The sequence below is a fragment of the Stenotrophomonas maltophilia group sp. RY12688 genome, from assembly GCF_052149045.1.
GTDB classification, from domain to species: Bacteria; Pseudomonadota; Gammaproteobacteria; order Xanthomonadales; family Xanthomonadaceae; genus Stenotrophomonas; species Stenotrophomonas sepilia.
The window spans coordinates 930,206-950,517 of record NZ_CP197389.1; the positions used below are offsets into that span (position 1 = coordinate 930,206).

General features: G+C 67.2%; 21 protein-coding genes and 1 tRNA gene. 15 read left to right on the top strand and 7 right to left on the bottom strand.

The window, feature by feature from the left end; genetic code table 11:
- Nucleotides 1-33 precede the first annotated feature (33 nt).
- The gene (locus tag ACS0OT_RS04245; protein WP_005415487.1) at nt 34-477 is read right to left on the bottom strand and encodes a GNAT family N-acetyltransferase; all 444 of its coding nucleotides are present in this window, start codon (nt 475-477) and stop codon (nt 34-36) included.
- A 350-nt stretch (nt 478-827) separates the two neighbouring features.
- On the opposite strand from ACS0OT_RS04245, the gene ACS0OT_RS04250 reads away from it, so the two are divergent.
- The gene (locus tag ACS0OT_RS04250; RefSeq protein ID WP_262090324.1) at nt 828-1,202 is read left to right on the top strand and encodes a DUF3592 domain-containing protein; all 375 of its coding nucleotides are present in this window, start codon (nt 828-830) and stop codon (nt 1,200-1,202) included.
- Between the two features lie 332 nt (nt 1,203-1,534).
- On the opposite strand, the gene ACS0OT_RS04255 is transcribed toward ACS0OT_RS04250, so the two are convergent.
- A tRNA-Ser gene (locus tag ACS0OT_RS04255) sits at nt 1,535-1,627 on the bottom strand.
- A 144-nt stretch (nt 1,628-1,771) separates the two neighbouring features.
- Between ACS0OT_RS04255 and dnaX the strand changes: the two genes are divergently transcribed.
- From dnaX to ACS0OT_RS04275, 4 genes are all read left to right on the top strand, one after another.
- Nucleotides 1,772-3,820, top strand: coding sequence for a DNA polymerase III subunit gamma/tau (gene dnaX / locus ACS0OT_RS04260; RefSeq protein WP_442256412.1), 2,049 nt, complete (start codon nt 1,772-1,774; stop codon nt 3,818-3,820).
- Nucleotides 3,821-3,826: 6 nt separating this feature from the next.
- Entirely contained in the window at nt 3,827-4,147 is a 321-nt protein-coding gene (locus ACS0OT_RS04265; RefSeq protein ID WP_019659509.1) for a YbaB/EbfC family nucleoid-associated protein, read from the top strand.
- Between the two features lie 82 nt (nt 4,148-4,229).
- Entirely contained in the window at nt 4,230-4,829 is a 600-nt protein-coding gene (gene recR / locus ACS0OT_RS04270) for a recombination mediator RecR (RefSeq protein WP_005415496.1), read from the top strand.
- A gap of 67 nt (nt 4,830-4,896) precedes the next feature.
- Nucleotides 4,897-5,256, top strand: coding sequence for a histidine triad nucleotide-binding protein (locus tag ACS0OT_RS04275; RefSeq protein WP_005415497.1), 360 nt, complete (start codon nt 4,897-4,899; stop codon nt 5,254-5,256).
- 76 nt (nt 5,257-5,332) lie between these two features.
- Here ACS0OT_RS04275 and ACS0OT_RS04280 read toward each other — a convergent pair whose 3' ends face one another.
- The 4 genes from ACS0OT_RS04280 to ACS0OT_RS04295 are packed head-to-tail and all read right to left on the bottom strand — an operon-like array spanning nt 5,333 to nt 9,699.
- Nucleotides 5,333-5,860, bottom strand: a complete 528-nt coding sequence (locus ACS0OT_RS04280) for a Slp family lipoprotein (protein ID WP_005415498.1) — start codon at nt 5,858-5,860, stop codon at nt 5,333-5,335.
- Nucleotides 5,857-7,806: a transglutaminase TgpA family protein gene (locus tag ACS0OT_RS04285; RefSeq protein WP_442256048.1), complete on the bottom strand. Its 1,950-nt coding sequence runs from the start codon at nt 7,804-7,806 to the stop codon at nt 5,857-5,859. The genes ACS0OT_RS04280 and ACS0OT_RS04285 overlap by 4 nt, the downstream gene beginning before the upstream one ends.
- Nucleotides 7,799-8,722 carry a DUF58 domain-containing protein gene (locus tag ACS0OT_RS04290; protein ID WP_053499582.1) on the bottom strand — a complete coding sequence of 308 codons (924 nt, stop codon included), beginning with the start codon at nt 8,720-8,722 and terminating at the stop codon, nt 7,799-7,801. The genes ACS0OT_RS04285 and ACS0OT_RS04290 overlap by 8 nt, the downstream gene beginning before the upstream one ends.
- Nucleotides 8,723-8,745: 23 nt before the next feature.
- On the bottom strand, nt 8,746-9,699 hold the full coding sequence (locus ACS0OT_RS04295; RefSeq protein ID WP_442256049.1) for an AAA family ATPase: 954 nt from the start codon (nt 9,697-9,699) through the stop codon (nt 8,746-8,748).
- 42 nt (nt 9,700-9,741) lie between these two features.
- Here ACS0OT_RS04295 and ACS0OT_RS04300 point away from each other — a divergent pair, with 42 nt between their 5' ends.
- Nucleotides 9,742-11,577, top strand: a complete 1,836-nt coding sequence (locus tag ACS0OT_RS04300) for a glycosyltransferase family 39 protein (protein ID WP_032953980.1) — start codon at nt 9,742-9,744, stop codon at nt 11,575-11,577.
- 102 nt (nt 11,578-11,679) lie between these two features.
- On the opposite strand, the gene ACS0OT_RS04305 is transcribed toward ACS0OT_RS04300, so the two are convergent.
- Nucleotides 11,680-12,249 carry a Maf family protein gene (locus ACS0OT_RS04305; protein WP_065177976.1) on the bottom strand — a complete coding sequence of 190 codons (570 nt, stop codon included), beginning with the start codon at nt 12,247-12,249 and terminating at the stop codon, nt 11,680-11,682.
- A gap of 113 nt (nt 12,250-12,362) precedes the next feature.
- Between ACS0OT_RS04305 and ACS0OT_RS04310 the strand changes: the two genes are divergently transcribed.
- From ACS0OT_RS04310 to ACS0OT_RS04350, 9 genes are all read left to right on the top strand, one after another.
- A complete protein-coding gene (locus tag ACS0OT_RS04310; RefSeq protein ID WP_005415504.1) occupies nt 12,363-12,872 on the top strand; it encodes a YceD family protein in 510 nt (169 codons plus the stop codon).
- A 107-nt stretch (nt 12,873-12,979) separates the two neighbouring features.
- A complete protein-coding gene (rpmF, locus tag ACS0OT_RS04315) occupies nt 12,980-13,174 on the top strand; it encodes a 50S ribosomal protein L32 (protein ID WP_005408308.1) in 195 nt (64 codons plus the stop codon).
- A gap of 91 nt (nt 13,175-13,265) precedes the next feature.
- Entirely contained in the window at nt 13,266-14,243 is a 978-nt protein-coding gene (locus tag ACS0OT_RS04320) for a beta-ketoacyl-ACP synthase III (protein ID WP_014036188.1), read from the top strand.
- 76 nt (nt 14,244-14,319) lie between these two features.
- Complete coding sequence (locus tag ACS0OT_RS04325; RefSeq protein WP_095377031.1) at nt 14,320-15,102, top strand: serine/threonine protein phosphatase; 783 nt, start codon at nt 14,320-14,322, stop codon at nt 15,100-15,102.
- Between the two features lie 160 nt (nt 15,103-15,262).
- On the top strand, nt 15,263-16,207 hold the full coding sequence (gene fabD / locus ACS0OT_RS04330; RefSeq protein WP_005415507.1) for an ACP S-malonyltransferase: 945 nt from the start codon (nt 15,263-15,265) through the stop codon (nt 16,205-16,207).
- Between the two features lie 82 nt (nt 16,208-16,289).
- A complete protein-coding gene (gene fabG, locus ACS0OT_RS04335) occupies nt 16,290-17,033 on the top strand; it encodes a 3-oxoacyl-ACP reductase FabG (RefSeq protein ID WP_005408312.1) in 744 nt (247 codons plus the stop codon).
- 152 nt (nt 17,034-17,185) lie between these two features.
- Complete coding sequence (gene acpP, locus ACS0OT_RS04340) at nt 17,186-17,425, top strand: acyl carrier protein (protein ID WP_061480516.1); 240 nt, start codon at nt 17,186-17,188, stop codon at nt 17,423-17,425.
- 140 nt (nt 17,426-17,565) lie between these two features.
- Nucleotides 17,566-18,828, top strand: a complete 1,263-nt coding sequence (fabF, locus tag ACS0OT_RS04345) for a beta-ketoacyl-ACP synthase II (RefSeq protein WP_065177975.1) — start codon at nt 17,566-17,568, stop codon at nt 18,826-18,828.
- Between the two features lie 101 nt (nt 18,829-18,929).
- On the top strand, nt 18,930-20,288 hold the full coding sequence (locus ACS0OT_RS04350) for an aminodeoxychorismate synthase component I (RefSeq protein ID WP_235646016.1): 1,359 nt from the start codon (nt 18,930-18,932) through the stop codon (nt 20,286-20,288).
- Nucleotides 20,289-20,312 lie beyond the last annotated feature (24 nt).

Sequence of the window (20,312 nt, forward strand, 5' to 3'; positions counted from 1 at the left end):
ACGCCCTTCGTGGATGGCACCGGGGCGGGAGCGCTAGAGCTCCCGCTCCATCTCAACGGCGTCGATCCCGGCGCCATGCCCATCGGGCACGATGCGCGTCACCTGGAAACCCAGGCCGGCATAGAAGCCCTGGGTGTGCTGGCTGGTGCTGAGCGCGATGCGGTCGATCGACGGATCGCTTTCAGCCTGGTGCAGGCGCGCGAGTGCCAGTTCGCGGCCCAGTCCCTGGCGGTGCAGCGCGCGCTGCACCATGCCCCAGCAGAAGCCGGCGCTGCCGTCGCTACGGCGCGAGAGGCCGCCACAGGCGACGACGTTTCCATCGCGCTCGATCACCTGGAATGCACAGTCCGTGGCCTGTTCGCGCAGGAAGCATTCAAAGTCGCTGCGCTCTTCGGGCGCGAAGTAGGTGGGTACGTTGCTGTCGAAAATCGACAGGCAGGCGCTGGCATCGGCGGGGCGGTAGAGGCGGAGATTCATGGGAAATGCCATGGAGTTGCCCGGCTGCATTTCAACCGTCCAGACGTTGGGAGGGGGCGAAACGTTCAAGTGTACATGGAGCGATGCCAATCCCTTTACAGGTGACGTCTCCCCACTCGAATGAGCGTGCGAAATGCAGGCGCCTGTACCAGGCGGGTGCGTCGGTGGCGGGCAATGGCGAGGCGCATCCGGTGGCGATGGCGTGCAGTGGGGCGCAGTGGCTTCTGGGCTATGCTTTCCACACGTGGGACTGACCGCGCGGCAGGATCCGCCGGCCGCATTCGTCTTCCCGCCTGCAACGGAGCTGCCCAGCGATGCCCGACCCTTCTTTTTTCCGGACTGCCCAGCTCATGCGCGGTCTGCTGTTTGGCGTGGTGGGTCTGTTGATCCTTGCTGTGGCCGCCTTCGAGGTGACACATCGTCTTGAGTTCCTGGCGGTCGCGCAGGCCGTTGATGGCCAGGTCGAGGGCCTGAACGCCGGCGGATCGCATCCGCAGGTCGCGTTCACCACCGCGACCGGCCAACGCGTCTCGTATCCGCAGGGCGGCATGATCTTCGGCTATGAGACTGGGCAGCCGGTACGCGTGCTGTACGACCCGGCGCAACCGCGGCTGGATCCGGTCCTGGACACGTTCGGTGCGCTGTGGGGAATGGCGGTCGTGTGGGTGCTGCTGGGGCTGGCGTTCGTCGGCGCCTGCGTGCGGGGACTGCTCCGGCGCAGATGACCTGCGGCGGATCGCGCGCCGTCGGCGGGCGGGCCGTTGGACCGGCCACGACGGCAGGCCCTGTTCAGTCCGGTAGTACCTGCGACGATTCCCGCCAGCCAAACAAAAAAGCCGCCCACTGGGCGGCTTCTTCATTTATCTGGCGGAGAGAGGGGGATTGTCGGGTGCATCCCTGCACCCGATCCCGATGCGCGTTGCGCCCCGGGACCAGCCTGCGGCTGTCCGGTTCTGCTCCTGCAGAACCGTCGAACCCCGGCGGGGCTTCTCACCACCCATCCCATCCGCCAGACAAACGCAAAGGGCCACCCTGTGGGCGGCCCTTTGCGTTTGTCTGGCGGAGAGAGGGGGATTCGAACCCCCGAAGCGCGGTTTAGACGCTTACACACTTTCCAGGCGTGCTCCTTCAACCACTCGGACACCTCTCCGGATCCCTGCCATCGGCAAACGCCTCAGCAGGGGCGCAGATTCTAGCGGGCGGCGCGGCCGGACACAAGCACATCTGATCAGAGGCGCATCCACGGGCATTGTTGGCGAGGGGGCTGGACAGGCATGGCACAATGGAACATCCGATGGAAAACGGTGGCCTGATGTCCTATCTCGTCCTTGCCCGCAAGTGGCGTCCGAAGCGTTTTGCCGAGCTGGTGGGCCAGGAGCATGTGGTCCGTGCGCTCAGCAATGCGCTGGACAGCGGCCGGGTCCACCACGCGTTCCTGTTCACCGGTACCCGTGGCGTGGGCAAGACCACCATCGCGCGCATCTTCGCCAAGTCGCTGAACTGCGAGCAGGGCACCAGCGCCGACCCGTGCGGCCAGTGTGCCGCCTGCCTGGACATCGACGCCGGTCGCTACATCGACCTGCTGGAAATCGACGCCGCGTCCAACACCGGCGTGGACGACGTGCGCGAGGTGATCGAGAACGCGCAGTACATGCCCTCGCGCGGCAAGTACAAGGTCTACCTGATCGACGAAGTGCACATGCTGTCCAAGGCGGCGTTCAACGCACTGCTGAAGACGCTGGAAGAGCCGCCGGAGCACGTGAAGTTCCTGCTGGCCACCACCGACCCGCAGAAGCTGCCGGTCACCGTGCTCAGCCGCTGCCTGCAGTTCAATCTCAAGCGCCTGGACGAAGACCAGATCCAGGGCCAGATGACCCGCATCCTGGCGGCGGAAGAGATCGAGGCCGACGGCAGCGCCATCGTGCAGCTGGTCAAGGCCGCCGATGGCAGCCTGCGTGACGGCCTGTCACTGCTGGACCAGGCGATCGCCTATGCCGGCGGCGCGCTGCGCGAGGACGTGGTGCGCACCATGCTGGGTACCGTGGACCGCACCCAGGTGGCAGCGATGCTGGATGCGCTGGCCGAGGGTGATGGCCCGCGCCTGCTGCAGGTGGTGGCCGCGCTGGCCGAATTCTCGCCGGACTGGAGTGGCGTGCTGGAAGCGCTCGCCGAAGGCCTGCACCGCATCCAGGTGCAGCAGCTGGTGCCGGGTGCCGCCGTGGCGGAAGGCCTGGATGTCGCATCATTCGCCGAGCGCCTGCGCCCGGAAGTGGTGCAGCTCTGGTACCAGATGGCCCTGAATGGTCGACGCGACCTGCCGTTGGCGCCGAGCCCGCGCGCCGGCTTTGAAATGGCCGTGCTGCGCATGCTGGCGTTCCGCCCGGCCGCAGCGGTACCGCCGGTGCCGAAGGCCGTCGACGGTGCGGTGGGTGGCACGCCGGGTGGCAACGCTGCCGGTGGTGGCGCCCATGCCGGAAACCATGAAGCGACGCCGGCTGCTGCCGTCGCTTCGGCCAGCCCGGCCGTGGCGGCGCAGGTGGCCGCTCCGGCGGCTGCACCGCGCGAACCTGAACCCGAACCTGAGCCGGCACCGCAACCGGAGCCGGATCCGACGCCTGAGCCCGAGCCGGTTCCGGTGGAAGAGCCCGTGTCACCGCCGCCGGTGAAGGCCGAGGCACCGGCGTTTGCCATCGCAGCAGAGGCAAGCGATGAGCTGCCGCCGTGGGCCACCGACGAAGCCGAGGCGCGGGATGGGGCCCTGGCGGCCGAGATGGCCGGCCCGGATGCCGCCATGGTCGCGCCCTGGCATGAACCGCCGGCTCCCGGCGCGGATCCAGTCGAGCCTGCGCCGCCGGAGCGTTCGTTCCGCGCCGAAGGTATTGCCATTGCGCCGGCCGAACCGGCCCCGGCGCATGCCGCCACGCCGCAGGAAGGTGTCAGCGAGCTGGCCACTGCCGAAGACTGGCTGGATCTGGTCGCCAACAGCGGCCTCAGCGGCCCGTCGCGCCAGCTGGCCGCCAATGCCGCCTTCATCAGCTGCCAGCACGGGACCTTGAAACTGGGCCTTTCGCCCGGATTTGAATACCTGCGCTCGGAGCGCGCGCTGGCCGCCCTGGGCGAGATGCTGGAAAAGGCCCTGGGCCAGGCGCCGAAGATCGTGGTCGAGACCGTGGAAACCGAACACGTTCCGGCCGAGACCCTGCATCAGCGTGCCGACCGCCAGCGTGGCGAGCGGCAGCAGGTGGCAGAGGCCGTTTTCATGGACGACCCGGAAGTGCAGGTGCTGATCCAACAGCACGGTGCCCGGGTTGTTTCCGATTCCATCCGTTCTTTTGACGAGTAAGACACTATGCGCGGCAATATCGCCCAACTGATGCAGCAGGCCCAGAAGATGCAGGAAAACCTGCAGAAGGCCCAGGAAGAAATCGCCAGGATCGAAGTGACCGGCAGTGCCGGCGGCGGCATGGTCAGCGTGACCCTGACCGGCGCCAAGGAATGCCGCAAGGTGCGCATCGACCCGTCGCTGACCAGCGACCCGGAGATGCTGGAAGACCTGATCGCCGCCGCCTTCAACGATGCCTCGAACAAGATCGATGCCGAGTCGAAGTCGAAGATGGGTTCGGCCACCGCCGGCATGCAGCTGCCGCCGGGCATGAAGCTGCCGTTCTGATTGCCAGCGTGGCATCCGTGCAAGCGGGTGCCACAGAATCTGTAGCCGTCGAGCTCGCTCGGCGCCATCAAAGCATGCCGCCGTGTCCGCACCCCTGCTTGAACAATTGATCGACGCACTGCGGGTGCTGCCTGGCGTAGGCCAGAAGACGGCGCAGCGCATGGCCTACCACCTGCTCGAGCGCGAGCGCGAAGGCGGCCAGCGCCTGGCCGAAACGCTGGCCTTGGCGGTGGAGCGTATCGGCCACTGCGCGCAGTGCCGCGACTTCAGCGAAACCGAGCTGTGCCCGACCTGTGCCAACAGCAGCCGCGAGCGCAGCCAGCTGTGCGTGGTCGAATCGCCGGCCGATCGTCTCGCGATCGAGAACGCGACGGGTTTTCGCGGTGTCTACTTCGTGCTGCAGGGCCGGCTGTCGCCGCTTGATGGCGTCGGCCCGCGCGAGCTGGGCCTGGAGCAGCTGGAGCAGCGGCTGGCCGAAGGTGAGGTACAGGAGCTGATCATCGCCACCAGTGCCACCGTCGAAGGCGAAGCCACCGCGCATTACCTTGCGCAGCTGGCGCGCGCGCGCAAGGTGCAGCCCAGCCGGCTGGCACAGGGCCTGCCGCTTGGCGGCGAGCTTGAATACGTTGACCGCGGCACGCTGTCGCACGCGTTCGGGACGCGCAGCGAATTCCGTGATTGAGCACCACCCGGGCATCGCCCGGCGCGGCCGGCCTACAATGCGGAAGACACTCCCGCCGAGGCCGACCATGAGCAACGAAACCCTCTTCAGCAAGATCATCCGTCGCGAGATCCCGGCCACCATCGTCTATGAGGACGACGAGGTGCTGGGCTTCAAGGACATCGCACCGCAGGCGCCGGTGCACGTACTGTTCATTCCGAAGAACGAGATCATCCCGACCCTGGACGACCTGCAGCCGTCGCAGGCGCACCTGGTCGGCAAGCTGGCCCTGGCCGCTGCCGAATACGCGCGCCGCGAGGGTTTCGCGCAGGACGGCTACCGCATCGTGATGAACTGCCGCGAGCACGCCGGGCAGACCGTGTTCCACATCCACATGCACCTGCTGGCCGGCGCGCCGCTGGGGCATTTCGGTACGCCGGGGCGTTGAAGCCCTGTCCACGCATGCGTGGATGAAAAAGGCCGCCCGAAGGCGGCCTTTTCCGATCATGCGGGCTGGGTGGCGATCACCACCAGCCCCAACGGCCGTAGCCACCCCAGTACGGGCCCCACGGACCCGGGCCCCACGGGCCATAGGGGTAGGGCACCACATCGACCTGGCGCTGTTCCGGCCACAGGTAGATCACATCGGCCGACAGCTTCGGCAGGCGGTAGTCGTAGTCCCCGATGCGGGTGTTCTGGTAGCCGTCGATCTTGCCGATGAAGGTCACGTCACGCCCGGCTTCAAACACGGCCGGGTCGTAGAAACCGGCGCGGCAGGCAATGAAGCGGCCGTCGCTGGCGTCGGACGAGGTGGTGTTCGGGCGGCCACTGGCGTTGAGCGGGCGCGAGATCATCTGGAAGCAGGTCTCGCCCTGGCCGGGCTTGGTCTCGATGATGCGGCCGCCCCATCGGACCGGCGTACCGACCTGCTGGGTGGCGACCGAGTCGCGCGGGGAAACCAGGCTGAACTGTCCCTGCAGCGGCTTGGGGGCCGTGGCGCAGGCCGACAGGGCCAGCGTGGCCACAGCGGTGAGGAGGAACTTGGTGTTCATGGGGAGGCTCCGGAAGTCGGGCGATGCCTGCGCAGGTCCCGCAATAATGAAGCGAGGTCGGTGCAAGTTCCAGCGTAGCGCGCGTCGGCGAAACGCTGGCTGAGCGCGAGCAGGGTCGGGTCGGGTCGCTGCCGGTGAACCCGCTGTGCCCAGTCCTGTGCGGTTTCGTGCGGTTCGCGGGCCAGGCCAAGGCGCGCATACCGCCGCCCGAGCCGGTGCCAGGCGCGCAGCAGCGGGTCGCGCTCGCGCTCGCCGCGGGCCAGCAGCCAGGCCATCCACGCCAGTGCCAGCAGGGCGGCGACCACGAATCCGGTCACCAGCTGCGCCGGCCCGAGGTCATCCAGCCCGAACGGCTTGAGCAGTTGCTGCTGGCGGCGTGCATCGAAGGACAGCACCAGGTCGTTCCAGCCGCGCCGCAGCCAGTCACCCATCTGCCCCAGCTGCAGCCAGCGCTGTTGCAGCGGGGTATCGGTGCCGGCCCGCAGGCGGTCGTCCAGGGTGTCCAGGATGCGTTCCGGTGCCACGGCCGCGGTCGGGTCGACCCGCACCCAGCCGCGTTGCGGCAGCCAGACTTCGGCCCAGGCGTGGGCATCCATGCGACGCACCACCCAGTAGTCGCCGATGCGGTTGCGGGTACCGCCTGCGAAGCCGGTCACCACCCGGGCCGGAATGCCGGCGTTGCGCATCAGCACTACGAAGGCCGAGCTGAAGTGCTGGCAGAAGCCGGCCTTGTAGTTGAACAGGAAATCGTCGACCGGATCGCGCCCCGCCACCGGTGTATCCAGCGTGTAGGAGAAGTCGCGGGTGATCCATTGCAGCGCACGGCGGACGATGGCCTCGTCATCGCTGCCTGCCTCCTGCCGCCATTGCCGCGCGAGCTGGGCGGTGCGCGGATTGAAGCCGGGCGGAAGCTGCAGCGCCGCGCGGCGCAGGTAGGGCGACAGATCGGTGTCGAACCGTTGCGGCGGCGCCGAATGCAACCGCCAGCGGCTGAGCGCGGACAGCGTGCGGTCGCTGCGCAGGCTCATGTCGGCATCGAAGCTGCTGCCCTCCGGTGCGCGGCTGGGCAGGTCCAGTGCCACCAGCAGGCGACGGTCGGTGGGCTCGTAGTCGATCTGGTAGTCCCAACCCTGTGCGGCGGTTTCGACCACCGGTGCGGGGCGTCCGGCCGTCGCGCGATCGCGGCTCCAGCGGTGGCCGTCGAACGACGTCAGCACCGGGCCGCGCCAATAGCGCTGCGCAGGCTCGGGCACCGCGCCGAAAAACTGCACGCGCAACGCCGGGGTGTCGTCGGCCATCAGGTCCAGCCACTGGTCCGGCGCCATGCTGTCAGCCAGGCCCGGTGTGCCCACCGCTCGCTCGGGTACGCCCCACAGCGGCGTGGACAAGCGCGGGAACAGCCAGAAGCAGGCCAGCGCGAGTGGCAGGCCGATCCCCAGCAGGCGGCCGACACCACGCAGTTGTCCGCGCAGCGGCAGTCGAGGGCTGTGGCCCTCGTCCAGGGCCAGCCGTTGCAGGGCCAGCAGTGCGGCAACTGCGGCCAGCGCTGCCAGCCCGGTGGTCAACGGCCCCTGGTCGAGCAGGAAGGCGGCGAACGGCGAGAACAACGCGAAGCCCAGCAGGCTGCGCGCATCGCGCAGGTTGCGCAGTTCGCTGGACTTGATCGCCAGCATCGCCGCCAGCAATGCGCAGCCGGTATCGCGGCCCGGCCGCACCATGCCCATCTGCCAGACGATGGTGGCAAGCATGGCCAGCACCAGCACCAGGCGAACCGGCATCGGCAGCACCCGCCGCCACGAAAGCGCAGCGGTCAGCACCGCAGTGATCGCGATCACGCTGGCCAGCAACGGTGGCAGCTGCAGCAGCAGTGGCAGCAGCGCCAGCGCTGCGCTGGCCAGGGTCCAGCTGCGGGCGTTGCGGTCGAGCAGGACGGCAGGCTCAGTCATGGGGCATCAATGCCAGTGCGCGCAGGCACAGGTGGTGGTGGCTGGCGCCCTGGCCGGGCCCCAACGGCGGATGGGCCGGAAGCAGCAGCGTATAGCGACGGCCTTCGCGCTCGGCCATGTCGACCCAGCGTGCCAGCCGCGCGATGCGCGCTTCATGGCCCAGCGCCGCCAGCGTGCGCCAGTCCAGCACCACTTCGATGCCGATCGGCTTCTCGTATTCGCGTACCAGCAGGCTGTCGCGGCGCGCCGAGTGTTTCCAGGCAATGCTGCGCGGGGCATCGCCGGCACGATAGGGGCGCAACTGGTGCAGCTCATCGCCACTGGCATGGGCGCGGGTGTGCAGTGGGTCGTTGCCACGTTCCGGAAGCGGCGGTGCCAGTGCCTCGGCAAGTGGATAGACCAGCAGCGGCTGCTCCGGCCACACCCACGACCATGCCCGCACCAGTCCCAGCGGCTGCGTGCTCGACAGGCGGATGCGGGGCAGTTCCAGCCAGCCGCGCCGCTCGCTGGGAACATCCAGCTCCACTTCGCCGCGACCGTGTGCAGGCAGTGCAACCCAGGCCTCGCTTGCGCCCAGCTGCAGGTGCAGCCCGTGGCGCGCGCGCGGGTCACGCAACGAAAGGTCCACGCGCAGGCGCAGGGGATGCCCGGCCGGTACCGGTTCGGCGGAGATTGCATCGATCTGTATGCCGGACAGCTGCAGGTGCGCGGCGATGGCGCTGGCGATCGCTGCCGCGGCCAGCAGCAGCGCAAGCAGCAGGGCCGGGTTGTTGTTGTAGTTCAATGCGCCCAGCAGCATCGCCGACAGCAGGGTGGCGACGAACAGGCCGAAGCGGGTTGGTAGTACATAGATGCGATGGCGGTCCAGTCGCTGCGGCAGGGCTTCGGGCCTGCGGGGGCGTGCCAGCAGCTGCATGCGTGCCCAGCGTGTGGCCACCTTCAGTCCACCGCGACGGTCTGCAGGATCGCCCGCGCCAGCGCCGGCCCCGAGCTGGATTCGGCTTCGGCCACCAGGCGATGGCTGGCCACCGCCACGAACAGGGTCTGCACGTCTTCGGGCACCACATGCCCGCGGCCGAGCAGCAGCGCATGTGCCCTGGCGGCACGCAGCAGGGCCAGTCCCGCGCGCGGTGACAGGCCTACGCGCACGCCGGCATGGTGTCGGCTGCGGGTCAGCAGCGCCTGCACATAGTCGATCAACGCGTCGCTGGCATGCACCTGGTCAACCGCTTCACGCAATGCACGCACCTGGGTGTCGTCCAGCTTTGGCAGCGCGCGTGCGATCAGGTCGCGGCGATCAGTGCCGCGCAGCAGCTCGCGCTCGGCCTGCGCGCTGGGGTAGCCCATCGCCAGGCGCAGCAGGAAACGATCCAGCTGCGAATCCGGCAACGGGAAGGTACCGGACAGGTCGACCGGGTTCTGCGTGGCGATCACGAAGAACGGGTCGGGCAATGGATGTGTCTGTCCATCAAGTGTGACCTGTTGCTCGGCCATCGCTTCCAGCAGCGCACTCTGTGTCCGCGGCGGTGCACGATTGATCTCATCGGCCAGCAGCACGTGGGTGAACACCGGGCCGGGATGGAACTGGAACTGGCGGCTGCCGGCCTCGTACACCGAAACGCCAAGTACATCGGCCGGCAGCAGGTCAGAGGTGAACTGCACGCGCTGGAAGCTGAGGCCGAGGCTGCTGGCCAATGCATGCGCCAACGTGGTCTTGCCCAGCCCGGGCAGATCCTCGATGAGCAGGTGGCCGCCAGAAAGCAGGGCGACAAAGGCCAGCCTGACTTCCGGCACCTTGCCCAGCACCAGTGCGTTCACCTGATCCTGTGCCTCCCGCAGGGCCTGGCGCAGTTGATCGGTTAGCATGCTGGGATTGGGGGACGAGGCTGGCATGATCGTCTCAGGTCTGGAATCCACTCGATTATCCATAGAGCAATGCAAGGCGAACAGCGCGCGCGGACAATATTTCTCTGGTTATGGACGCTGATCACAGCGGCCAAGCTGGTGGTGGCTGCGCGCCTGCCGCTGTTCGTCGATGAGGCGTTCTATTGGCAGGAAGGCCAGCACCTGGCCGCTGCCTATTCCGACCTGCCGGGGCTGACCGCCTGGCTTGCACGCCTGGGCGTGGAGATCGGTGGCCATCACGTACTCGCACTGCGCCTGCCGTTCCTGGCCATCGGTGCGCTGCTGCCGTTGCTGGTGGTGCGCATCGCTACGCGCTGGTTCGGCAACGTGGCCGGTTGGCAGGCGGGCAGCCTGACGCTGCTGATGCCGTTGTCGGCCACGCTGGGCCTGCTGGCCGTGCCGGACGTACCGATGGCGCTGGCGGCGGTGATCTGCCTGCACGCAGGTGCACGCCTGCTGCACAGCGTGGACGCGTCCTCGGCGATGAAGCTGGCGCTGGGCCTGCTGATCGGTGCGCTCAGCCACTACCGTTTCATTGGTGTCATCGGTGTCGGCTTCATTGCGTTGCTGGCGTTGCCGCAGGGCCGTCGCATGCTGGCCGACCCGCGCGTATGGGTGGCGCTGGCGGTGGGCGTGCTGGCCTGGCTGCCGTTGCTGGCGTGGAATGCCGACAACCACGACGCCGGCCTGAAGTTCCAGGTGGTCGAGCGCCACCCGTGGACGTTCGAGTGGGAGGGGCTGTGGTTCCTGGTGATCCAGCCGATGCTGGTGACGCCGATCCTGTGCATCGCGATGTGGAAGGTCGCCCTGGCGGGTACCCGCAGTGGCGGTGGGGCGCGGGTGCAGTGGCGCTATTTCGGCCTGGTGGGCGGGGTGTCGACGCTGGGCATCTTCCTGCTGGGCTTCTTCACCGATGTCGAACGGATCAGTTTCCACTGGCCGTTGCCAGGCTACCTGGCGTTGCTGGTGGCCGTGCCGGTGGTCCTCAACGGTTGGCCGCGCTGGTTGCGCCGTACCGGCTGGTGGCTGGCTGCTGCAGGTACCGTGCTGGCGTTCGGCTACTACCTGATGGCGTCCACGCCGGCACTGCGCGAGCAGATGGCCGGCAGCAAGTACTACCCGCGCAACTTTGCCGGCTGGCAGCCACTGGCCGTGGCGGTGCGTGACGAACTGCGGCAGATGCCACCGGGTACGCGTGTCCTGGCGGGCAACTTCAAGGTCGGTGCCGAACTGGGCTTCCAGCTGGGCAATGGCGATATCGAGGTGTTGCCACATCCGCTCAACGACAAGCATGGGCGCACCGCACAGCTGGCGCAGTGGGACCTGCTGCACGAAGGCCCGCGCAGTGTGCCGATGCTGCTGGTGCTGTCACCCAGTGACCAGCGCTACCGCGACCTGCTGGCGCGCTATCACACCATCTGCGAGCAGGTGGGGCCGTTGCCGGCGCCACGCGTGGTCAGCAGCGATCATGGCTTCCAGCGGTTCCTGCTGTTCCGGCTGCCGGCCAAGCGTGCACAGGGGGCCTGCGTAACGCCCTCAATGGCTTGGCTGGATGCGCCGTCCAACGGTGAAAAGGTCTCCGGAACGCTCGCCATCAAGGGCTGGGCATTCAAGGATGGGGTCGGGCTGGCGCGGGTTGAAGTGCTGGTTGATGGCCGCTCGATCGGAGACGCGCGTTACGGGCGCGTGTTCGACATTCGCCCCGCCTGGCCGGACAGTACCGATCCGCAGCATCCGGCGGTGGGCTTCGACGCGTCGCTGGACACCACCACGCTGGCGCCGGGCCGGCACTGGCTCGGCCTGCGCCTGCACGGGCGCGATGGCAGCGTGGAGGCGTGGCAGGAGCAACCGTTCGAGGTTCGTTGAGGTCCTCTGGTCCTGTAGAGCCGAGCCGATGCCCGGCTGCTTCCGATTCAGATGGCAGGCATCCTCGAAAAAAGCAGCCGGGCATGGGCTCGGCTCTACCGTTCACGGCACCGCGAATCCGGCCCTGCGCAGCAGGCCGCACAGCGCGATCAGTGGCAGGCCGACCAGCGCGGTCGGGTCGCGGTTGTCGATCGCCTCGAACAGGCTGATGCCCAGGCCCTCGCACTTGAAGCTGCCGGCGCAGTCCAGTGGCTGCTCGGTGGCGACGTAGCGGGCGATCTCCTGCGAGTCCAGCGCGCGGAAGTGCACTTCGGTCAGATCCAGGGCGGCGAGGGATTCTCCATCCCGTCTGAGACTGATTGCCGTGTGAAAGCGTACCGTCTGCCCGGACATCGCCACCAGCTGCGCACAGGCCGCCTCGACCGTGCCAGGCTTGCCCAGCGGCTGGCCGTTCAGGTCGGCCACCTGGTCCGAGCCGATCACCCAGGCACCCGGATGGCGCGCGGCGACATTGGCCGCCTTGGCGGCGGCCAGGCGCGTGGCCAAGGCCAGCGGCCCCTCGCCGTTCAACGGCGTTTCATCCACCTCCGGGCGTGCGCAGTCGAAGGGCAGGCCCAGCCGTTGCAGCAGTTCGCGACGGTAGCGGGAGGTGGAGGCCAGGACCAGTGACATGCGAGAATACCGGGGCAGGGTGCGGCAGTCTGGCCCGCCGGCAACGCCAGCAGCAAGTCCTGTATGGCGGGCATTTGACAGCAGGCGGTGCGATCCTTAGTATTCAGCGGCTTATGTCCGCGAACGTGCCCGAAACGCTGGATGCCTGGCGGATGGTTGTAGCGCGAAGGCGCTTCGACGGTCAGGTCTCCCTGGCTGAATTGACCCGCCTGCAGGGGTTGGTCGCAGATACCGACGGCGAGTGTGTCTACTCGCTTGAATTCGGTCGCGACGACGTCTTGCGGGTATCCTATGTGGAACTGACCATCGACACCGCGTTGCCGCTGACCTGTCAGCGCAGCATGCAGCGATTCCTGTTGCCGGTGAAGGTGACCCAGAGGCTTGGCCTGATCCGCGACGAGGACGAGGAATCGTCCCTGCCGGAGGAATACGAGGCGTTGCTGGTGCCGGAAGACGGCCAGCTGCGTCCGCTGGACCTGGTCGAGGACGAGTTGGTGCTGGCGGTGCCTGTGGTGCCGCTGTCGCCCGACGGTGAGGCAGTCGATCAGGACTGGGCACCGAGCGAAGAAGAAACAAAGAAGGCCAACCCGTTTGCGGCGTTGGCGGCATTGAAGAAACAATAGCAGCCGGTTGTCGTCGGCGGCTGCGGCGAAAGCGAAAAGTGTGCTGGGCGCTGGCGTCCTGTGCGACGAAACGACGAAGCAAAACGAACCGAGTTTGGAGCAATCCCATGGCTGTCCAGAAATCCCGTGTTACCCCGTCCCGCCGCGGCCAGCGCCGTTCGCATGACGCCCTGAGCGCCAAGCAGCTGTCGACCGACCCGACCACCGGCGAAGTGCATCTGCGTCACCACATCACTGCCGATGGTTTCTACCGCGGCAAGAAGGTCATCCAGACCAAGACCTCGGCCGTCGAAGAAGATTGATGTGCCGGGAAGGCCGCTGCCTCCGGGCAGCGGCCTTTGCCTTCTTTCCCGGGCGTGCCGGTGATCGGCGGCCCGCGCAACAGGAAACATGATGAGCAAGCGGATCTATTCGAGGATCGCGGGCACCGGTAGCTATTTGCCGGAGAAAGTCCTGACCAACGCCGACCTGGAGAAAATGGTCGAAACCTCGGATGAGTGGATCCAGTCGCGCACCGGAATTCGTGAACGGCACATCGCGGCCGAAGGCGAAACCACCAGCGACCTTGGCTACAACGCCGCCCTGCGCGCGCTTGAAGCCGCAGGCATCGATGCCTCGCAGCTCGACATGATCGTGGTCGGTACGACCACCCCTGACCTTATTTTCCCGTCCACCGCGTGCCTGATCCAGGCCAAGCTCGGTGTGGCCGGGTGCCCCGCCTTCGACGTCAACGCAGCCTGTTCCGGCTTCGTGTTCGCGCTGGGCGTGGCCGACAAGTTCATCCGCTCCGGCGACTGCAAGCACGTGCTGGTGATCGGCACCGAAACGTTGACCCGCATGGTCGACTGGAACGATCGCACCACCTGCGTGCTGTTCGGTGATGGCGCCGGCGCCGTCGTGCTCAAGGCCGACGAAGAAACCGGCATCCTCAGCACCCACCTGCATGCCGATGGCAGCAAGAAGGAACTGCTGTGGAACCCGGTTGGCGTCTCGAGCGGTTTCAAGGACGGCGCCAACGGTGGTGGCACCATCAACATGAAGGGCAACGACGTGTTCAAGTACGCCGTCAAGGCGCTGGACTCGGTCGTGGACGAGACCCTGGCCGCCAACGGCCTGGACAAGTCCGACCTGGATTGGCTGATTCCGCACCAGGCCAACCTGCGCATCATCGAAGCCACCGCCAAGCGCCTGGACATGTCGATGGACCAGGTCGTGGTGACCGTCGACAAGCACGGCAACACCTCGTCCGGTTCAGTGCCGCTGGCGCTCGATGCCGCCGTGCGGTCGGGCAGGGTCGAGCGCGGCCAGCTGCTGCTGCTGGAAGCCTTCGGCGGTGGCTTCACGTGGGGTTCGGCCCTGCTGCGCTATTGATAGTGCAAGTTACGACAATGTGAAGTCTTGTCGTTACGGCCCTCCGGGGCCGTAACGCGTTTAAGGAGGACCTGTCATGGTTGAGCCCATCGTCATCGAAGGGCAACGTGCCTGGCTGAAGCAGTACGGCAAGGGAAGCCGAGCACTGGCCCTGGGCCTGCTCAATTTTGTTGCGCGCCGTTTCCATCTCGATGCCCTGCGCCCGCCGCCGCACCGTGGTGGTGACGCCGCGCGCGAAACCGAGGCCCGCCGCCTTGCAGAGCTGCAGGCGCAAGGCGTGAACGTGCCGGACGTGCTGGGCACCGGCCATGCCGCGCTGGTGATTGGCGACAACGGCAGCTCGTTCAATACCTGCCTGCGTGAAGCGGATGAGGCCGGTCGTGATCGGCTGGTGATGGCGGCGATGCAGGCCATTGCCCAAGCGCATGCGCGCGGCGCCTATTTCGGCCAGCCGTTGCCGCGCAATCTCACCTGGGATGGGCAGCAGGTCGGCTTCATCGATTTCGAGGAAGATCCGCTGGAAGTGATGGACCTGTCCGAAGCGCAGGCCCGCGACTGGCTGATGTTCGGTTATGGCGTGGCCAAGTACTACGCTGATCGCCCCGAACATCTGCAGGCGATGATGGCCGAGGCGATGGGCGAGGTCCAGGCGCCGGTGCGCGAGCACGTGCATGCGGTCAGTGGCCGCCTGCGCAGCCTGGCCAGGGTCTGCATGAAGCTGGGCCGCTCAGCACGCGCGCTGGCCCATTCGATCTTCATCACCCACGGTGCCAGCACTGCTGGCGTGCTGTTGCTGGTGGGCCTGTGCGTGGATTTCCTCGCCGACGGCGATCTGGACGTGCTGCAGCTGTTCTGCTGATGGCTGATCGGGGTCAGATCCCTTTTCCTGCGGAAAAGGGATCTGACCCCATTGCGCTTGCCCGGCCGCCCTCCATACGCCTGCATACGCGCACGTACAGACGACACAGCGGATTCCCCCTTATCATGGCCCGCTTCGATTGCAGCAAGCGGATGACCGCGTGACCGTATCCACCCTCGCTTTTGTCTTCCCCGGCCAGGGCTCGCAGTCTGTGGGCATGGTGGCCGAGCTGGCCGAACTGCATCCGCAGGTGCGTGAAGCCTTCACCGAGGCATCCGATGGTGCCGGCGTCGACCTGTGGGCGCTGTCCCAGGGCGGCCCGGAGGAAATGCTCAACCGTACCGAATACACCCAGCCGGCCCTGCTGGCCGCGAGTATCGGCGTGTGGCGTGCCTGGAACGCCGTGGGCGGTCCGCGCCCGTCGGTGCTGTCCGGCCACAGCCTGGGCGAGTACACCGCCCTGGTTGCCGCCGGCGCGCTGAGCCTGCATGACGGTGCGCACCTGGTGCGCCTGCGTGGCCAGCTGATGCAGGAAGCGGCGCCGGCCGGTGTCGGCGCCATGGCCGCCGTGCTCGGTGCCGAAGACCAGCTGGTGCTGGATGTCTGCGCCGAAGCCGCAGGCAGCCAGGTGGTGGTGCCGGCCAACTTCAATTCGCCGGGCCAGATCGTGATCGGTGGCGACGCCGACGCGGTCGACCGTGCGCTGGCGCTGTTGGCCGAGAAGGGCGTGCGCAAGGCGGTCAAGCTGGCCGTCAGCGTACCCTCGCACACCCCGTTGATGCGCGAAGCCGCCAACCGCTTGGCCGAAGTGATGGCTGGCCTGTCCTGGCAGGCGCCGCAGCTGCCGGTGGTGCAGAACGTCGATGCCCAGGTGCACGACGGCGTGGACGCCATCCGCACCGCGCTGGTCCAGCAGCTTTACCAGCCGGTGCAGTGGACCGGTTGCGTGCAGGCGCTGGCCGCCCGTGGCATCACCCAGATCGCCGAGTGCGGCCCAGGCAAGGTGCTGACCGGCCTGGTCAAGCGCATCGACAAGGCCATCGACGGCCGTCCTCTGGCCACGCCGGGCGACTTTGAAGCCGCCCGCGAGGCATGGTCGGCCTGACCTTCCCTGTTTCCTGCCGACCGTACCGGTGGCCGCTGCAAGCGGCACGGTGCGGCGGCCGCTCCCGTCTGAGGAAAACAACATGAGCAAGCCCCTGCAGGGTGAAATCGCACTGGTCACCGGTGCCAGCCGTGGCATTGGTGCCGCCATCGCCGATCTGCTGGCCGCCCAGGGCGCCACCGTCATCGGCACCGCCACCACCGAATCCGGCGCCGCCGCGATCGGTGAGCGCCTGGCCGCCCACGGCGGTCACGGCCGCGCGCTGAACGTCACCGACGCCGCTGCGCTGGACAGCGTGCTCGATGGCATCGCCAAGGAATTCGGCCCGATCTCGATCCTGGTCAACAATGCCGGCATCACCCGCGACAACCTGCTGATGCGCATGAAGGACGAGGACTGGGCGTCGATCATCGACACCAACCTGACCAGCGTGTTCCGCACCAGCAAGGCGGTGATGCGCGGCATGATGAAGGCGCGCAAGGGCCGCATCATCAACATCGCATCGGTGGTGGGCGTGACCGGCAATGCCGGGCAGGCCAACTACGCGGCCGCCAAGGCCGGCATCATCGGCTTCAGCAAGTCGCTGGCCAAGGAAATCGGCTCGCGCGGCGTCACCGTCAATGTTGTCGCACCCGGCTTCATCGACACCGACATGACCAAGGCGTTGCCGGAAGAAGCGCGTACCGCGCTGATCAACGACATCGCCCTCGAACGCCTGGGTTCGCCGGAGGACATCGCCCATGCGGTGGCGTTCCTGGCCAGCCCGGCTGCCGGTTACATCACCGGCGAAACCCTCCATGTGAACGGCGGCATGTACATGCCGTAAGCAAGGGGCGCAGGGATTGCGCCGCAAGTGGTTGATCTGCGGAGGTTTTTGCTGCAATGCAAGGCCGCGCCGGTTTCCACTACACTATCCCACGGCCATCGCCCTTGATGGCGACCACTTTTGAACCACAACTCCATCTGGAGCGAGATCCCATGAGCACCATCGAAGAACGCGTCAAGAAAATCGTCGTCGAACAGCTTGGCGTCAAGGAAGATGAAGTCACCAACAGCGCATCGTTCGTCGATGACCTGGGCGCTGACTCGCTGGACACCGTCGAGCTGGTGATGGCCCTGGAAGAAGAATTCGAGTGCGAGATCCCGGACGAAGAAGCCGAGAAGATCAGCACCGTGCAGGCCGCCATCGACTACATCACGGCCCACGTCAAGGCCTGATGTCAGACGGCAGTGCGCGCGGGTCTCCGCTCGCCGCGCACCGCACCCCATGGGGCCGCAGTTGCGGCCCCGTGTGTTTGAGCATCACACCGAAGCAAACCGTGTTACCCGATTGAACCTTCGGGTCAGGAGAATCAGCAATGAAGCGTCGCGTCGTCGTAACCGGCCTGGGTATCGTCTCGCCGTTGGGCAATGATCTGGCCAGCAGCTGGGAAGGCATCACCCAGGGTCGTTCGGGCATCGGTCCGCTGACCAACGTTTCTGATGCCTACCTGGACCGGTTCACCACCAAGATTGCAGGTGAGGTCAAGGGCTTTGACATCACCGCCGACAACGAACTGTTCGGCAAGTACCGGGTCAGCGGCAAGGATGCCAAGAAGATGGACCCGTTCATCCATTACGGCCTCGGTGCCTCGTTCATGGCCCTGCACGACTCGGGCCTGGAGATCACCGACGCCAATGCCGAGCGCATCGGCGCCATTGTCGGCGCCGGCATCGGCGGCCTGCTCGGCATCGAAGAGCAGACCATCGAGTTCCACGAGGGCAAGAAGATCTCGCCCTTCTACGTGCCCAAGACCATCATCAACATGCTGCCGGGCCAGCTGAGCATCATCACCGGCCTGAAGGGCCCGTCGTTCTCGGCGGTGTCGGCGTGCGCGACCTCGAACCACTCGATCGGCACCGCGATGCGCATGATCCAGTACGGCGACGCCGACGTGATGGTGGTCGGTGGTGCCGAGCGTGGCTCGTCGCCGACCGCCCTGGGTGGCTTCTGCGCGATGAAGGCCATGAGCACCCGCAACGACGCTCCGGAACAGGCCTCGCGCCCGTGGGACAAGGACCGTGACGGCTTCGTGCTGGGCGACGGCGCCGGCATCCTGATCCTGGAAGAGTACGAGCACGCCAAGGCACGCGGCGCGAAGATCTACTGCGAACTGGCCGGTTTCGGTGCCAGCTCCGACGCGTACCACATGACCGCCCCGAGCGAGAACGGCGAAGGCGCCGCCCGCTGCATGGTCATGGCCATGAAGGACGCTGGTGTGACCCCGGAACAGGTCGGCTACCTCAACGCGCACGGCACCTCCACGCCGCTGGGCGACCTGGGCGAGACCATGGCGATGAAGACCGCCTTCGGCGACCACGCCTACAAGATGATGGTCAGCTCCACCAAGTCGATGACCGGCCACCTGCTGGGCGCGGCCGGCGGCGTGGAAGCGATCTTCTCGGTGATGGCGCTGCAGGACAACGTCATTCCGCCGACCATCAACCTGCAGCAGCCGGGCGAAGGCTGCGACCTGGACTACGTGCCCAACGAAGCACGCCAGGCCAAGGTTGACGTGGTGATGTCCAATGGCTTCGGCTTCGGCGGCACCAACGGCACGCTGATCTTCAAGCGCGTCTGACCGGGTTGTAGCGTCGGGCCATGCTCGACTGAACGTGCATTACGCACGAGGAGGCCGCCGCAAGGCGGCTTCCGTGCATCTGAATCCCTGAACTGGCCATCATGACCCACGCACCGCTGATCCAACCGCTGCCGCACCCGATCGATCTGCTGGCCCTGCAGCATCATGACCCGGCACGCTTCCCGCTGCTGATGGAATCCACCGCCTCGGGCACCGCCCAGGGCCGCTGGAGCCTGCTGCTGGCCGCGCAGGGCGACTGCCTGCGGCTGGATGCCGATGGCCAGGTGCGCGACCAGCACGACGCGGTACACGCCGGCAGCTTCCTGCAGGTGCTGGACCGTGCCTGGCAGCACGAACGCCTGCCGCACGACGGCAGCCACAGCCTGCCGTTCCGTGGCGGCTGGGCGTTGATGCTCGATTACGAAGTGGCCAGCCAGATTGAACCGGTGCTGCCGGCGCGCGCGCGCGAGGACGGCCGCCCGACCGCGCTGGCGCTGCGCTGCCCGGCTGCGGTGCTGCACGACCACCAGAACGACGCCAGCTTCGTCATCGCCGAAGCCGGTGAGCAGGCCCTGCTGGAGGCGCTGGTGACCATGGCGTCGCAGGCACTGCCGGAGGCCGGGCAGGGCTGGCAGCCGCCGCAGTCGGTGGGCGAGGATGCGCCACAGCGCTTCACCGACGGCGTGCGCCGGGTGATCGACTACCTGCGTGCCGGCGATGTGTTCCAGGTGAACCTGTCGCGGCGCTGGAGCGCGCAGTTCGCTGCGCCGGTCCAGCCGCAGGCGCTGTACGCGCAGCTGCGTCGTGCCAACCCGGCACCGTTCGCCGGCCTGTTCAGCGCGCACGGTCGCCATGTGGTCAGTTCCTCGCCGGAGCGGCTGGTGTCGGTGCATGCCGGCCACGCGCAGACGCGTCCCATTGCCGGCACGCGTCCGCGCTTCGAGGGGGACGATGATGCCGCGCGCATCCGGGAGCTGGTCGGCCACCCCAAGGAGCGTGCTGAGCACGTGATGCTGATCGACCTGGAACGCAACGACCTGGGCCGCATCTGCCTGCCCGGCACCGTGGTGGTCGATGAGTTGATGACGGTGGAGAGCTACGCCCATGTGCACCACATCGTCAGCAATGTCAGCGGCCACCTGCGCCCGGAGGTCACGCCCGGCGAGGTGATCGCCGCCACGTTCCCGGGTGGCACCATCACCGGCTGCCCCAAGGTGCGATGCATGCAGATCATCAGCGAGCTGGAGCAGGTGCCGCGCGGTGCCTACACCGGCGCGTTCGGCTGGCTGAACCGCGATGGCGACCTGGACCTGAACATCCTGATCCGTACCGCCGAAGTGGATGGCCACGAGGTGAGCTTCCGCACCGGCGCCGGCATCGTGGTTGATTCGGACCCGGACAAGGAACTGGACGAGACCCGCGCGAAGGCCCGCGGCCTGTTGCGCGCGCTCGGCCAGTAGGGGTAGTGCCGGCCGCTGGCCGGC

Coding starts and splice junctions, on each gene's coding strand:
- ACS0OT_RS04245 (WP_005415487.1), bottom strand. CDS start 477: ATGAATCTCCGCCTCTACCGCCCCGCCGATGCCAGCGCCTGCCTGTCG.
- ACS0OT_RS04250 (WP_262090324.1), top strand. CDS start 828: ATGCGCGGTCTGCTGTTTGGCGTGGTGGGTCTGTTGATCCTTGCTGTG.
- dnaX (WP_442256412.1), top strand. CDS start 1,772: ATGGAAAACGGTGGCCTGATGTCCTATCTCGTCCTTGCCCGCAAGTGG.
- ACS0OT_RS04265 (WP_019659509.1), top strand. CDS start 3,827: ATGCGCGGCAATATCGCCCAACTGATGCAGCAGGCCCAGAAGATGCAG.
- ACS0OT_RS04275 (WP_005415497.1), top strand. CDS start 4,897: ATGAGCAACGAAACCCTCTTCAGCAAGATCATCCGTCGCGAGATCCCG.
- ACS0OT_RS04280 (WP_005415498.1), bottom strand. CDS start 5,860: ATGAACACCAAGTTCCTCCTCACCGCTGTGGCCACGCTGGCCCTGTCG.
- ACS0OT_RS04285 (WP_442256048.1), bottom strand. CDS start 7,806: ATGACTGAGCCTGCCGTCCTGCTCGACCGCAACGCCCGCAGCTGGACC.
- ACS0OT_RS04290 (WP_053499582.1), bottom strand. CDS start 8,722: ATGCAGCTGCTGGCACGCCCCCGCAGGCCCGAAGCCCTGCCGCAGCGA.
- ACS0OT_RS04295 (WP_442256049.1), bottom strand. CDS start 9,699: ATGCCAGCCTCGTCCCCCAATCCCAGCATGCTAACCGATCAACTGCGC.
- ACS0OT_RS04300 (WP_032953980.1), top strand. CDS start 9,742: ATGCAAGGCGAACAGCGCGCGCGGACAATATTTCTCTGGTTATGGACG.
- ACS0OT_RS04305 (WP_065177976.1), bottom strand. CDS start 12,249: ATGTCACTGGTCCTGGCCTCCACCTCCCGCTACCGTCGCGAACTGCTG.
- ACS0OT_RS04310 (WP_005415504.1), top strand. CDS start 12,363: ATGTCCGCGAACGTGCCCGAAACGCTGGATGCCTGGCGGATGGTTGTA.
- rpmF (WP_005408308.1), top strand. CDS start 12,980: ATGGCTGTCCAGAAATCCCGTGTTACCCCGTCCCGCCGCGGCCAGCGC.
- ACS0OT_RS04320 (WP_014036188.1), top strand. CDS start 13,266: ATGAGCAAGCGGATCTATTCGAGGATCGCGGGCACCGGTAGCTATTTG.
- ACS0OT_RS04325 (WP_095377031.1), top strand. CDS start 14,320: ATGGTTGAGCCCATCGTCATCGAAGGGCAACGTGCCTGGCTGAAGCAG.
- fabG (WP_005408312.1), top strand. CDS start 16,290: ATGAGCAAGCCCCTGCAGGGTGAAATCGCACTGGTCACCGGTGCCAGC.
- acpP (WP_061480516.1), top strand. CDS start 17,186: ATGAGCACCATCGAAGAACGCGTCAAGAAAATCGTCGTCGAACAGCTT.
- fabF (WP_065177975.1), top strand. CDS start 17,566: ATGAAGCGTCGCGTCGTCGTAACCGGCCTGGGTATCGTCTCGCCGTTG.
- ACS0OT_RS04350 (WP_235646016.1), top strand. CDS start 18,930: ATGACCCACGCACCGCTGATCCAACCGCTGCCGCACCCGATCGATCTG.